This is a genomic window from Marivita sp. GX14005 (assembly GCF_023370775.1).
Taxonomy (GTDB): Bacteria; Pseudomonadota; Alphaproteobacteria; order Rhodobacterales; family Rhodobacteraceae; genus Marivita.
Genome location: NZ_JAMCCQ010000005.1, coordinates 217,772 through 230,785 on the forward strand (window position 1 = coordinate 217,772; position 13,014 = coordinate 230,785).

Annotated in this window: 12 protein-coding genes; 8 read left to right on the forward strand and 4 right to left on the reverse strand. The window is 61.7% G+C overall.

Annotation, left to right across the window (positions count from 1 at the left end; genetic code table 11):
• Positions 1-48: 48 nt before the first annotated feature.
• Positions 49-1,173, forward strand: coding sequence for a peptide chain release factor 2 (gene prfB, locus M3465_RS14965; protein WP_249502578.1), 1,125 nt, complete (start codon positions 49-51; stop codon positions 1,171-1,173).
• 130 nt (positions 1,174-1,303) lie between these two features.
• Positions 1,304-2,116 carry a DUF2189 domain-containing protein gene (locus tag M3465_RS14970; protein WP_249502579.1) on the forward strand — a complete coding sequence of 271 codons (813 nt, stop codon included), beginning with the start codon at positions 1,304-1,306 and terminating at the stop codon, positions 2,114-2,116.
• Positions 2,117-2,119: 3 nt separating this feature from the next.
• On the opposite strand, the gene M3465_RS14975 is transcribed toward M3465_RS14970, so the two are convergent.
• The gene (locus M3465_RS14975; RefSeq protein WP_249502580.1) at positions 2,120-2,914 is read right to left on the reverse strand and encodes a helix-turn-helix domain-containing protein; all 795 of its coding nucleotides are present in this window, start codon (positions 2,912-2,914) and stop codon (positions 2,120-2,122) included.
• Between the two features lie 300 nt (positions 2,915-3,214).
• Here M3465_RS14975 and M3465_RS14980 point away from each other — a divergent pair, with 300 nt between their 5' ends.
• Positions 3,215-3,583 (forward strand): hypothetical protein, encoded by a 369-nt coding sequence (locus tag M3465_RS14980; RefSeq protein ID WP_249502581.1) that lies wholly within the window; start codon positions 3,215-3,217, stop codon positions 3,581-3,583.
• Between the two features lie 57 nt (positions 3,584-3,640).
• Here M3465_RS14980 and ilvN read toward each other — a convergent pair whose 3' ends face one another.
• Entirely contained in the window at positions 3,641-4,201 is a 561-nt protein-coding gene (ilvN, locus tag M3465_RS14985; RefSeq protein WP_249502582.1) for an acetolactate synthase small subunit, read from the reverse strand.
• Positions 4,202-4,351: 150 nt separating this feature from the next.
• On the opposite strand from ilvN, the gene M3465_RS14990 reads away from it, so the two are divergent.
• On the forward strand, positions 4,352-4,669 hold the full coding sequence (locus M3465_RS14990; RefSeq protein WP_249502583.1) for an EF-hand domain-containing protein: 318 nt from the start codon (positions 4,352-4,354) through the stop codon (positions 4,667-4,669).
• Between the two features lie 73 nt (positions 4,670-4,742).
• Here the strand turns inward: M3465_RS14990 and M3465_RS14995 are convergent, their stop codons facing one another.
• Positions 4,743-6,497 carry an acetolactate synthase 3 large subunit gene (locus M3465_RS14995; protein ID WP_249502584.1) on the reverse strand — a complete coding sequence of 585 codons (1,755 nt, stop codon included), beginning with the start codon at positions 6,495-6,497 and terminating at the stop codon, positions 4,743-4,745.
• 498 nt (positions 6,498-6,995) lie between these two features.
• Between M3465_RS14995 and M3465_RS15000 the strand changes: the two genes are divergently transcribed.
• The 4 genes from M3465_RS15000 to M3465_RS15015 all read left to right on the forward strand — a co-directional run bounded on the left by M3465_RS15000 (position 6,996) and on the right by M3465_RS15015 (position 12,028).
• Positions 6,996-8,081 carry a TRAP transporter substrate-binding protein gene (locus tag M3465_RS15000; protein WP_249502585.1) on the forward strand — a complete coding sequence of 362 codons (1,086 nt, stop codon included), beginning with the start codon at positions 6,996-6,998 and terminating at the stop codon, positions 8,079-8,081.
• A gap of 126 nt (positions 8,082-8,207) precedes the next feature.
• Complete coding sequence (locus tag M3465_RS15005; RefSeq protein ID WP_249502586.1) at positions 8,208-9,137, forward strand: TRAP transporter small permease subunit; 930 nt, start codon at positions 8,208-8,210, stop codon at positions 9,135-9,137.
• Positions 9,138-9,152: 15 nt separating this feature from the next.
• Positions 9,153-11,504 carry a TRAP transporter large permease gene (locus M3465_RS15010; RefSeq protein WP_249502587.1) on the forward strand — a complete coding sequence of 784 codons (2,352 nt, stop codon included), beginning with the start codon at positions 9,153-9,155 and terminating at the stop codon, positions 11,502-11,504.
• Positions 11,505-11,569: 65 nt separating this feature from the next.
• Positions 11,570-12,028, forward strand: a complete 459-nt coding sequence (locus M3465_RS15015; RefSeq protein WP_249502588.1) for an MgtC/SapB family protein — start codon at positions 11,570-11,572, stop codon at positions 12,026-12,028.
• 95 nt (positions 12,029-12,123) lie between these two features.
• Here the strand turns inward: M3465_RS15015 and M3465_RS15020 are convergent, their stop codons facing one another.
• Complete coding sequence (locus tag M3465_RS15020; protein WP_249502589.1) at positions 12,124-12,936, reverse strand: arginyltransferase; 813 nt, start codon at positions 12,934-12,936, stop codon at positions 12,124-12,126.
• Between the last annotated feature and the right edge of the window lie 78 nt (positions 12,937-13,014).

Consider the following 13,014-nt stretch of genomic DNA (forward strand, 5'->3'; position numbering starts at 1 on the left):
CTGGTCTATCACCCGTGAAACCCGAACGTCGAGACAACAGGACCGCCAATGCGCGCTGAAATTCAGAACATCGTCGAGCAGATCGAAAAATCCGTGAAGCTGCTGGGACAGCGGCTCGATTGGGACACCGCGCAGCACAGGCTCGAGGAATTCAACGCGCGGGTCGAGGATCCGAACCTCTGGGACGATCCGGCAGCGGCGCAGAAGCTGATGCGCGAGCGGCAGATGCTCGTCGATGCGATGGAGACCTACAGCTCGATCAAGCAGGATCTGTCCGACAATGTCGAGATGATCGAGCTGGGCGAGATGGAGGGCGATCAGGAGGTCGTCACCGACGCCGAAAACGCGCTCAAGGCACTGGCCGAGAAGGCGGCGACCAAGGAACTCGAAGCGCTGCTCGACGGGGAGGCAGACGGGAACGACACGTTCCTTGAGATCAATTCGGGCGCGGGTGGCACCGAAAGCTGCGACTGGGCCAACATGCTCGCGCGGATGTATGTTCGCTGGGCCGAGGCGCATGGCTACGAGGTCGAGCTGCAATCGGAAACGCCGGGCGAAGAGGCGGGGATCAAATCGGCCGCCTACAAGATCAGCGGGCCGAACGCCTATGGCTGGCTGAAATCGGAATCGGGCGTGCACCGGCTCGTGCGCATCTCGCCCTTCGACAGCGCGGCCAAGCGTCACACATCCTTCTGTTCGGTCTGGGTCTATCCGGTCGTCGATGACAATATCGAGATCGAGATCAATCCCTCCGATATCCGCATCGACACCTATCGGTCTTCGGGCGCGGGCGGCCAGCATGTGAACACCACCGATTCCGCCGTGCGTATCACCCACGCGCCCACGGGCATCGTGGTGACGAGTTCGGAAAAATCGCAGCATCAGAACCGCGATATCGCGATGAAGGCACTCAAGTCGCGGCTCTACCAGCTGGAGCTCGACCGCCGCAACGCCGATATCAACGCGGCCCATGAGGCCAAGGGCGATGCCGGCTGGGGCAATCAGATCCGCTCCTACGTGCTGCAGCCCTACCAGATGGTCAAGGATTTGCGCACCGGTCACGAGACATCGGACACCAAGGGTGTGCTCGACGGCGATCTCGACCCGTTCATGGCGGCGACGCTGGCGCAGAACGTCTCGGGCAAGTCCCGCGCGGAGGCGCAGGGGGAGTGATACCGGGCGGACGTTTCCGTTGACGGAAACGGAATGATGCGTCGACGCATCATGGCACCTGTCTGCCGGCGTTGCAAAAAAACGCGAATAACGGTTTCATATGCTGTAACGTGACGGCATGGAGACCCGAATGACCGAAACTCCCGAACTCGGCGCACCCGACCTTTCCCCGGCCAGTTTCGACACGTTGCGCACCGCGCTCGCGCGCGGCTGGCGCGACATGATCCGCGCGCCGGGATACGCGATCTTCTTTGCCGGGTTCTACGTGGTGACGGGCTGGATCATCGCCTGGATCACCTACGCCACCGGCACCAGCTATTGGCTCGTCCTTGCGGCCATCGGGTTTCCTCTCATCGGCCCCTTCGCGGCGGTGGGGTTCTACGAAGTCAGCCGGCGGCTCGAACGGGGCGTGCCGCTCGTCATGTCGGACATTCTGGGCGTCATCCTGCATCAATCGCGCCGGCAGCTTCCCTCGATCAGCGCGATCGTCATCATGGTCTTTCTCTTCTGGTTCTTCATCGCGCATATGATCTTCGCGCTCTTTCTCGGGCTCAGCACCATGACCAATGTTTCAACGTCCTTCGACGTGTATCTCACGCCGAACGGGTTGATGATGCTCGGCGTCGGCACCGCCGTGGGCGCGCTTTTCGCGATCCTGCTCTTCAACATCACCGTGATCGCGCTTCCGATGCTGCTCGACCGGGAGGTGGATTTCGTGACCGCGATGATCACCTCGTTCAGCTATGTTATGGCGAACCCCGCCGTGATGCTGGGCTGGGGCGCCTTTATCGCGCTGTCGACCTTCGTGGCGCTATTGCCGGGATTTCTGGGTCTGTTCCTCGTTCTGCCGCTCCTGGGGCATGCCACCTGGCATCTTTACGACATCGTCAACCGCGACAGCGCGGCCGAGACCGAGGCGGTTGCCGGCGGCGCGCGCGCTTGAGCGTTACTGGAACGGCTCGTCGATGCGCAGCTGGCTGCGATGGAACGGCACGAGATCTTCGGCCGGGCAAAGACCGGCATTGCGCGCCGCGGCGCGGACCTTTGCGCCATCGCGCCCGAGATGTTCGTAGACCAGTCGCGCAATACGCGTGTGGGTCGGGCTTTCGCGAGCGGTGCGCACGGTATAGCCTACCCAGAAATTGTTTTCGAAGGATTGCACCTGCGCCAGGTAGTTGAAAGAGGTGCTGACCGAGCCGCGCCGGCTGACCACGCCGGCCACGCCGCCCTCCACCGCGCGCATCAGGCCGCGAAACTCTCGCGTGCGCGGATCGGTCGGAACGCCCTGTTGCGCGACGGCTTCCTTGGCCTCGAAACCGCGCAGGAAGGTCGCTCCGTCCTTGCGGTAAATGTAGACCAGCCCCTGCAGGAACAGCGTATTGTTGGAAAAGCTGCGCCGCGAGAAGCGATAGAATCCGGACGGGAAAAGCTCTTCGCTCAGCTGCTGGATGCTGCCGGCCATGAAGTCGGCAATATCGGGATGGCCGTGCAAATCCTTGGCGCCATGCTCAAGCTCGTCCAAGGGCTCCAGCATGATCCGCGCATCGACGTCGAAATGTTTGCAGATCCGGTAAAGAACATCGGGCCTTGGAAAGCTCTCGCCCGAGAGATAGCGGTTGAACTGTGTGCGGTTGATTCCCAACTCTCTGCAAAGGGCTGACACCGAAGGGGCTTGCTTGGCTAGGATACGGAGGTTGGCGCCCAGAGTGTTTCGCAATTCGGACGGGCTGGGAGATGTCACGGCAGGAGTGTTCCTTCGATTGGCGGCAACCACAAGAGTAGTGCGTTGGAAGATGCAACCAATGCCAGTTCGCAGAAAATCAACCGCTATATCCCGTCTTGATACGGAAAACGGTCACCATTGAACGAAACTGACGCTAACCAGCGTCAACGTGACGCCTATACGTGCTAATGGTGGCGCGATATTGTTGCAGGGTCAATGCCGGTTGGACACAAAAATTGTGTCTACGGTGCGGGATTTGTCATGTTCTAAGCCACGGAAAATTAACACATTGAACCCCTAAGATGGGGAAACGAATTTATGACAAAGCAGAATATGTTCGGTGTTGTGCTGTGGTCTGACACCGACGCTCAGAAAGCTGTAATCTGGTGCGAGGATCAGGGGGAACTCGCCTTCTATACACCCGGCGATACCAGTATCCATGATGCGCCCGCGCTCGACGCCGGGGATTTGATCCGTTTCGATCTGTCGGTTCAGGAAAACATGCGCAAGGCGAGCAATCCGCAACTTTTGATGCAGTCCCACTCGCCGAACTTGCCAGAAACGCTGCGCAACCCGCCCAAGCCGCAGCGGGCGACCAATCCCGCGCGTGAGGCGATCTCGCGCAAGGTTATTGAACTGGCGCATTATTTCGAGCCGAAGCGCGGGCCGATGGCCGTTACCGGATAGATCGCGCTGACAGATTTCGCGAGGCACGCCGCGCCGGGGTGCGCGGCGTTGCCTTGTTTATACACCGCGCGACAGGGCGGCAACACCGGTTCGTGCGATTTCGGCCAGGCCGAGCGGGCGCATCAGGTCAGCGAACGCATCCACCTTTTCCGGCGTGCCGGTGATCTGGAAGACGAAGCTTTCAAGCGTGCTGTCCACCACCTGCGCGCGGAAGATGTCGGCGAGGCGAAGGGCCTCGACCCGCTTGTCGCCTTCGCCCTCGACCTTAAGCAGCGCCAGTTCACGTTCGACCGATCCTCCCTCGACCGTCAGATCGTTGACCTGATGAACCGGAACGATGCGTCCGAGCTGAGCCTTGATCTGTTCGATCACCTGCGGCGTGCCGGTGGTGACGATGGTGATCCGCGAAAGATGTCCCTCGTGGTCGATCTCGGCCACCGTCAGGCTGTCGATGTTGTAGCCGCGACCCGAAAACAGCCCGATCACCCGTGCCAGAACCCCGGCCTCGTTGTCCACGATCACGGCGAGCGTGTGCGTTTCCTGCACATCCGAAAAGGTCGGGCGCAGGTTGTAGGCCGAATGTTTGGTCGAGCCTTTCTTGATTTTCAAAGCGGACATGGCAGGGCCTCTTGACGGATGAGGGCGCGTTCAGCGGTCTGAACGGGCTGTGATTGATTTTGGAACACTTGTCGTGTGCGTCGGTTTTGAAACTGAGCCGGACGGAAGATGCAACAGGCTCCGGCCGCAGAACGTGAAAAGGAGATGACCATGACCTTCAAGACGGTTTTGACCACCACCGCCGCCGCGCTGATCGTATCCGGCCCGGCATTCGCATATGACGCCTGGGACCGCGATGGCGATGGCAGCGTGAAGGAAGACGAATTCGCCGAAGCGTTCCACGAAGGCGAATATTTCAAGATGTTCGACGAGAACGAGGACGGTTCCATCGATGAGGATGAATTCAACCGCGCGTCGTTCAAGCGATATGACCGCGATGCAAGCGGCGATATCGATGAGGACGAGTATGAGGAAATCGAGCGCGATTTCGACATGGATGACAGCGACGACGACAAGGACAGCGATTGATCCGCCTCCGCGCCCGAACGCGTTTGAAGGGCAGCCGCCGAACGGCTGCCCTTTTCTATGGAGCCGGGGCGGCTCACACCATCACCGCGCCCTTGGAGCCGATGGCATCCTGAGTTTTCGCCTCGCCAAGCAGCATCTTGTTATGCGGCTCGCCCGACGGGATCATGGGGAAGCAGTTTTCGTGCTTTTCCACCAGACAGTCGAAGATCACCGGCCCGTCATGATCGACCATTTCCATGATCGCATCGTCGAGATCGGCCGGATCGCTGCACAGGATCCCCTTTGCGCCGAAGGCTTCGGCCAGCTTGACGAAATCGGGCAGGGCTTCGGACCAGCTATGCGAGTAGCGCTCGCCATGCAGAAGCTCCTGCCATTGGCGCACCATGCCGAGCCGTTCGTTGTTCAGGATGAACTGCTTGACCGGCAGGCGATATTGCGTCGCGGTTCCCATTTCCTGCATGTTCATCAGCCATGACGCCTCTCCGGCGACATTGATGACCAGCGCGTCGGGATGCGCGACCTGCACGCCGATGGAGGCCGGTGTGCCGTAACCCATCGTGCCAAGCCCGCCGGACGTCATCCAGCGGTTGGGATCCTCGAAGCCGAGATATTGCGCGGCCCACATCTGGTGCTGGCCGACCTCGGTGGTGATGTAGCGGTCCCGCCCCTTGGTCAGCGCTTCGAGCCGTGCCATCGCGTGTTGCGGGCGGATGGCCTTGCCTGACGGTTTGTAGGCGAGACAATCGACCTTGCGCCACTCCTCGATCCGCGACCACCATTTCTGCAGCCCTTCGCGGTTGACCTTGCGGCCCCGCGATTTCCAGACCTTGAGCACATCTTCGAGAACATAGCCGACATCGCCGATGATCGGCATGTCCACGCGGATCACCTTGTTGATCGACGAAGGATCGATGTCGATATGCGCCTTGCGCGATTTGGGGCTGAACGCATCGACCCGGCCGGTGATGCGGTCGTCGAACCGCGCGCCGATATTGATCATCAGATCGCAATCATGCATCGCCAGATTGGCCTCGTAAAGCCCGTGCATCCCCAGCATCCCGAGCCAGTTCTTGCCCGATGCCGGATAGCAGCCCAGCCCCATCAGCGTGGAGGTGATGGGAAAGCCCGTCGCTTCCACCAATTCGCGCAGAAGCTGGCTGGCGCCGGGACCGGAATTGATCACGCCGCCGCCGGTATAGAAGACGGGGCGTTCGGCGGTTTCGATCGCTTCGACCAGCTGCGTGATCGTTTCCATGTCGCCCTTCACCTGCGGCTGGTAATGGCTGACCTTGGCTTTGGCCTTTTCCGTATAGCTGCCGCTGGCGAATTGAACGTCCTTGGGAATGTCCACCAGAACGGGGCCGGGGCGGCCCGAAGTGGCGACGTGAAACGCCTCGTGAATGACGCCCGACAGCTGGTCGGTATCCTTCACCAGCCAGTTATGCTTGGTGCAGGGGCGGGTGATGCCGACCGTGTCGGCCTCCTGAAACGCGTCCGAGCCGATCATGAAAGTCGGCACCTGGCCGGTCAGAACGACGATCGGGATGCTGTCCATCAGCGCGTCGGTCAGCCCGGTGACGGCGTTCGTCGCGCCGGGGCCGGATGTCACCAGCGCAACGCCCGGCTTGCCGGTTGATCGCGCATAGCCCTCTGCGGCATGCACCGCGCCCTGTTCGTGGCGCACCAGAAAGTGCCGAATGCCGTTCTGCTGAAAAATCTCGTCGTAAATCGGTAGCACAGCGCCACCGGGATATCCGAATACCGTGTCCACACCCTGATCCTTCAGGGCTTGAACCACCATTTTCGCTCCGGTCATCTGACGTGTCATCGCTTTGCTCCGTTACAGACACTTCTGTTCGTTACGCGAAAAAAAACCCCCGCTGGTCAGTCGGGGGCGCATGGGGTGCTCATCTGGCGTCCGTCACCGGCCCATGCGCGCTTTGCCTACAATGATTAGAACCTGTGCCATGCTGGCTCCCTTTCGCGTGGGCGGACCTTATGGCGGTGCCGGGGGAGCGTCAACATCGAAATTTGAGGTTTAAGACCGAAAATCACCGGTAAACTTTTCGAAAGTTGCGACAGAAGGCGCAATATATGAAATTTTCGAAATTTATTCGGGGCGGCCGGTCCATTTGCCGCAGCACGCGCCCGGAGTGGGGAGGCGACGCCGGGGCAATTATAAAGCCTGGCGCGGGGATCGGACGGGTGCCGCGCCAATGCCGTGAATCGGGCTTTCCAATCGCTGCGTTCCCGCTAGAGTGGCGCGCATTGAAGACCGGCGGACGGGCGTTCTGCCGGGTGATGCACATCCGATGGGAGATAAAAGATGGATCGTCGTTCGTTTCTGAAAACCACCGCAGCCGGCGGCGCGGCCGCGACAGCGACCTCGCTCGCGGCACCGGTCTATGCGCAGGGCAAGCAGACCCTCACAATGGTCACCTCCTGGGGCCGCGGACTGGCCGGCGTGCACGACACCGCGCAGTTCATCGCCGACCGGATCGGCGAGGTAAGCGATGGCAGCCTGACGGTCGATCTCAAGGCAGCGGGCGAATTGGTCGGCGCGTTCGACGTGTTCGATGCGGTGTCCTCCGGGCAGGCGGACATGTATCATTCGGCCGATTACTATTTCCTCGGCCAGCATCCGGGGCTGGCCTTTTTCTGCCAGATCCCGTTCGGCATGAATTTCATGGAATACACCAACTGGTGGGAGCATGATGGCGGGCGCGTGATGGGCGAGGAGCTATACAGCATCTTCGGTCTCAAGGCGTTCCCGGCGGGCAATACCGGCCCGCAACCGGGCGGCTGGTTCAACAAGGAAATCAATGCGCCCGAGGATTTCCAGGGCCTCAAGTTCCGTATGCCGGGGCAGGGCGGCGAGGTGCTTGGCAAGCTCGGCGTGTCGGTTCAGAACCTTCCCGGCTCCGAAGTCTATCAGGCGCTCAGTTCGGGCGCGATCGACGGCACCGATTGGATCGGCCCGTGGGCGGATGAAAAGGCGGGCTTTCAGGAAGTCGCCAAGTTCTACTATACCGCCGGTTTCCAGGAGCCCGGCCCGAATATCAATCTCAATGTCAATCGCGAGATGTTCGACGCGCTGTCGCCGGCGCATCAGGCGATCATCGAGAACGTTGCCCGTTCCGCGAACCTCTGGGGGATGTCGCTTTTCACTGCCAACAACGCGGCGGCGTTGCAGCGGCTGCAATCGGGCGGCACGCAGCTGAGGGAATTCCCCGCACCTGTCTGGGATGCGTTCGGGGAGGCGTCCAAAGACGTGGTCGAGCAATACATGGAAGACGATCTCTACAAGTCGATCTATGACAGCTACATGAAATCTATGGCCTCCTCCGCCCAATGGAGCGCCAGCGCCGGCGGCGCTTATGAGGCGCAGCGCAACCGCGTGATGGATCTCTGACGCAAATCCCATGTCACAACGCGAACGCCTCCGCCGCGCGGGGGCGTTTTGCACTCGAAAAGACTGGCGAAGCGGCGCCCAACATGCCATTCAGCGCGCGAAGGCAACCTGAACACGGAACGAGACATGGACGAGGCCGCAACCGGACCCGCGCTGACCGGCGTTCTGGACGCGATCCTCTGGGTCGCGCGCAACATCGCGCTGTCCTTCTACAATCTCGGCTATGCCGTCACCCACCTGCAGAGCTGGCTTGACTGGTCCGACAAGGAAGCGGTGATGCGCTTCGTCTATTACGGCGCTTCGGTGGAATTCCTGTTCGTCGTTCTGACGGCATTTCTGGTCATCGCCGGCATCGGGTTCTGGAACAATCGCTTCATGTGGGGCTGCGTGCGCGGGCTCGAAGGCTTCGCCAATACGATCGGCCGGTTCTTCGCTTGGGCGGGTTTGATCATGGTAATCCAGCAGGTGATGATCGTTTTCCTGCAACGCATCTTCACACGGCCCGATATCACCATCGGCTTCGGCATCCCCTTGCGGTTCGACATCTCTTGGTGGTCCGAGGAACTCAAGCTCTACAACGCCTTGGTGATCGTTCTCTGCCTTGCCTACACTTTCATTCAAGGCGGGCATGTGCGGGTCGATCTGGTTTATTCGAAACTCTCGCATCGCGCGAAGCGCATGGTGGACATGATCGGCAGCCTGATCTTCATGATGCCGATGGCGATCCTGATCTGGCTTTACGCCTGGTTCTTCATGTGGCGGCACCTGATCGTGCCGAACCCCTCGGCCTCCGAAAGCCTTGACCGGCTCTTGATGAAATCCCGCGCGCTGCGCTGGAACGTTGAGACCATCGGGTTCAGCCCGAGCGGCTTCAACGGCTATTTCCTGTTCAAGATCCTGCTCGTCATCCTGTGTGCGATGATCTTCCTGCAGGCGGTCGCTTTCTTCTTTCGCTCCTACCTGGAATGGAAGGAGGGCGAGGCAAGCGCGGGCCGCTATCTCGACCGCGACAGGGTGGAGCCGTCGGAAACCCCCTTCGACCACGCAGAATTCTAACGGCGGACATATCCCATGCTTTTCGGACTAGATGGCGTCGAGATTGGCCTGATCATCGTTTTCCTCACGCTGTTCAGCGCGATCCTGTCGGGCTTTCCGGTGGCCTTCGCCATCGGCGGGGCGGCGATCATCTCGTTCTTCATCATTGCCGCACTGGATAGCGCAGGGCTGCTGGTTCATCAGGCCATCGACACCTCATCGAACGCCTATTCCGCGCTGGTGGCGGGCGGCGCCGATCCCGGCGCAATTTCGGTCTTTCGCTATCCCGACCTGCCGCGCCTTGCGCAGCCGGTGTTCGAGCAGGGCTGGCAGGTGGCGATGGATCGCAACCTGTCGTTCATCGTCAACCGCATCAACGAACGGGTGCTGGCCGGCCAATCCATCGAGACTCTGCTGGCGGTGCTGATGTTCGTGCTGATGGGCATCGTGCTGGAGCGCTCGAAGATCGCGAACGATCTGCTGACGACCATGGCGCGGGTCTTCGGCCCGCTGCCGGGCGGACTGGCGGTGTCCATCGTCGTCGTGGGTGCCTTCCTTGCTGCATCCACCGGGATCGTGGGCGCGACTGTGGTGACGATGGGGCTGCTCGCGCTGCCCACCATGCTGCGCAACAACTATTCGCCGGAACTCGCAACGGGGGTGATCGCCGCGTCGGGGACGTTGGGACAGATTATTCCGCCCTCCATCGTCATCGTGTTGCTGGGCACGCTGGCGGGCGATCTTTACTCCACCGCTCAGGAGGCGCGCGCGCAGGCGGCGGGCTGCACCGACGCTCTGACCTATCTCGGCGAGCCTGCGGTGGTTTCCGTCGGCACGCTCTTTCAGGCCGCGCTCCTGCCCGGCATCCTTCTGGCGTTGCTTTATGCCGGTTATGCCTTCGGCTACGCGATGTTCAACCCGTCGAAAGCGCCGCCCGTGGAGCTTGGCGAGACGAACGCGGAGCCGGTGACGCGCGGCGAGGCGCTGACATGGTTCCTCTTCATCCCCGCCGCCGTGATCGCCGGCGGGCTGGCGCTGGGGCAGACCAATATCATCGGCTCGCAATCGCTCGCGGTGGGCAGCTTTTCCGAAGCGGGCGAGGGTGCCAGCCTTCGCACCAATGTCGGGCCGGAGTGCCGCGACGCTATGATCGAGTTGCACGGACAAAGCGCATGGGACCGCGCCGTCGCCGAGACCGAAGCCATCGCGGCCGCGGGCGGGCAGGCGCAAAGCGAACGGCTGACCGAGGAGCAACTGGAGGAGGCGCGCGCCGCCAAGCTGGCCAGCGCCGCGCCCATCGGCACCGGCATCGGCGTGCTGATCGCCCTCATCGCGCTGGCGCTGTCCGTCGCGCGCGGCGTCGAGCCGACCGCCGATCCCCGGCACCTGATCGCGGGGGCGGCCGGCCTCTTGCTGCTGGCGCTGGTCGACGTGCTGCTCATTGCGCCCACCACCTCCGCCGGCGCGACGGCCCTCATCATCGCCGCGCCGCTGGCGCTTGCGCTTTACGGCGCGGCACACGCCACCCGCCGCATGGCGCGCAACGAGTTGATCGCGGTGGTCTTTCCGCCGCTGATCCTGATCGTCGCGGTTCTCGGCTCGATCCTCGGCGGCATCACAAACCCCACGCCCGCCGCCGCGCTTGGGGCCGCCGGGGCGATCATGCTCGCTGCCTATCGCAAGTTGCGCGAGGAAGGCCGCTCGCCAAGGATCATCATCACTTCGACACTCGCGGTCGTCATCATGCTGGTTCTCGGCATCAATTTCGACCTGCGCGTGACGCTGGAAACCGTGCCGCTCGAAAGCTGGATCGCCTTTCTGGTCTCATACGCCGCCTATCTCTACGCCCTTTTCGGCCTTATCTATAGCTGTTGGGTGCTCTACCGCGCCGGTGTGCTCGGCCCCGTGGTGCGCGAAACGGCGAAAGTCACCAGCATGGTCTTCACCATCCTGATCGCCTCGCAACTGCTGAACCTCGTCGTGATCTCCTTCGGCGGGGAGCATTACATCCAGGATTTCCTGACCAGCTTCGATAATGAACTCAAGGTGTTCCTGATCGTGATGCTGGTGCTCTTCGTGCTCGGCTTCGTGCTCGATTTCCTCGAGATCATCTATATCGTCGTGCCCATCGTCGGCCCGGTGATCTATGGCGGCAGTTTCGATCCGAAATGGGTGACGATCATGATTGCGGTGAACCTGCAGACCTCGTTCCTGACGCCGCCTTTCGGCTTCGCGCTGTTCTACCTGCGCGGGGTGGCGCCGCCCGAGGTCACGACCGGTCATATCTATCGCGGCATCATTCCCTTTGTCGGCATCCAGGTGCTGGGCCTTGCAATCTTGTGGTTCTTTCCCGGCATCGTCACCATCGTGCCGGACCTGCTGCACTAGGCGCGGCGCGCAACTCTTTCTCCCTCAGCCGCGTTGACTGTCAAAACAACGCGACAGGGACGGCCATGACAGAGCTTTTCATTTTCAGCACGGTATCGTTCTTTCAGGCGGCGGTGCAGTTCGCCTGCGCGGTGATCCTGCCGCTTTCCATCGGTCTGGAACGATACCTGCGCGACAAGCCCATCGATTTTCGCCCCTATGTCGTCATCTCGGTTGCCGCGTGCGGCATCCTCATCACGACGACGGAATTGAGTGTGGAGATCGGGGATTCCGACACGCGGATCGATCCCACCCGAGTGATGGAGGGCGTGATCACCGGGATCGGTTTTCTTGGCGCGGGTGCCATGTTCCGCGAGGGCGATTTCGTCAAGGGAGCCGGAACCGCCGCCAGCATCTGGAGCGCCGGCGCCATTGGCCTCATCTGCGGCGCGGGCGAGATCGGCATCGCGCTCGTCGTCACGGCGCTGGTGCTCATCGTGATGATCGTCAGCGCACCCTTCACGGAGAAGTGGGATACGAAGTGAGGCCTGACTTTCGTTCTTGCGTCAGCGCCGGGCGTGGCCCGGTGATCTTGTGATGCGGAGCTCCTCTGGCCGGTCCCGACGGTGACTGCGCGCTCCTACCCCCTCAGATCCGGCAGCGAGATGTTCGACACCTGCTCCGCGATCGGATCGGTCGATAGCGGGTGCGCCTCCGCCGAATAGGCGTCCGGCGATTTGAACGGCTCCCAGGCACCGCGCCGGAACAGCTCCAAACCGGAAAAGGCGGCCTTGTATCCCATCTTCGGGCTGCCCGGCACCCAATAGCCGAGATACACGTAAGGCAGCCCGGCCTCGCGCGCGATCTCGATATGATCGAGGATCATGTAGGTGCCGAGGCTGCGCGCGGGCGCGTCGGGCGTGTAGAACGAATAGACCATGCTCAACCCGTCGCCGAGCACATCGGTCAGGCAGACGGCATCCAGATCGCCGCTATCGCCATCGGTATATTCGATGACCCGGCTGCGGATCGGCGTTTCCTCGACCATCGCGGCGAAATCGAACACGTCCATATCGGCCATCCCGCCATCGGCATGGCGCGAATCCAGGTAGCGGCGGAAAAGCTCATACTGGTCTTCCGTCGCCCAGGCGCTGGAGGCGCGCCGCTCAAGATGGGAATTGCGCCGGATCGTGCGCCGCTGACTGCGCGATGGGCGGAACTTATCGACCGAAATCCGCGCCGAAAGGCAGGCCGCGCAATCCGAACAGGACGGCCGATAGAGCACGTTCTGCGAGCGCCGGAACCCCTGTTTGGACAGGCTGTCATTGAGCGCTTCGGCATGTTGCCCCTGCAGCGCGGTGAACAGCTTTCGCTCCATCCGCCCCTCCAGATAGGGGCAGGGTTGGGGAGCCGTGACATAGAACTGCGGAGCGAGCGGCAGCGAATGGCGCATGGAGGTCTCCAAAGCGGGTTTGTCTGAAACCTAGCCCAAGGGTTGGAGGTCGCCAAGCCCCCGAAAACAGGGAATGAC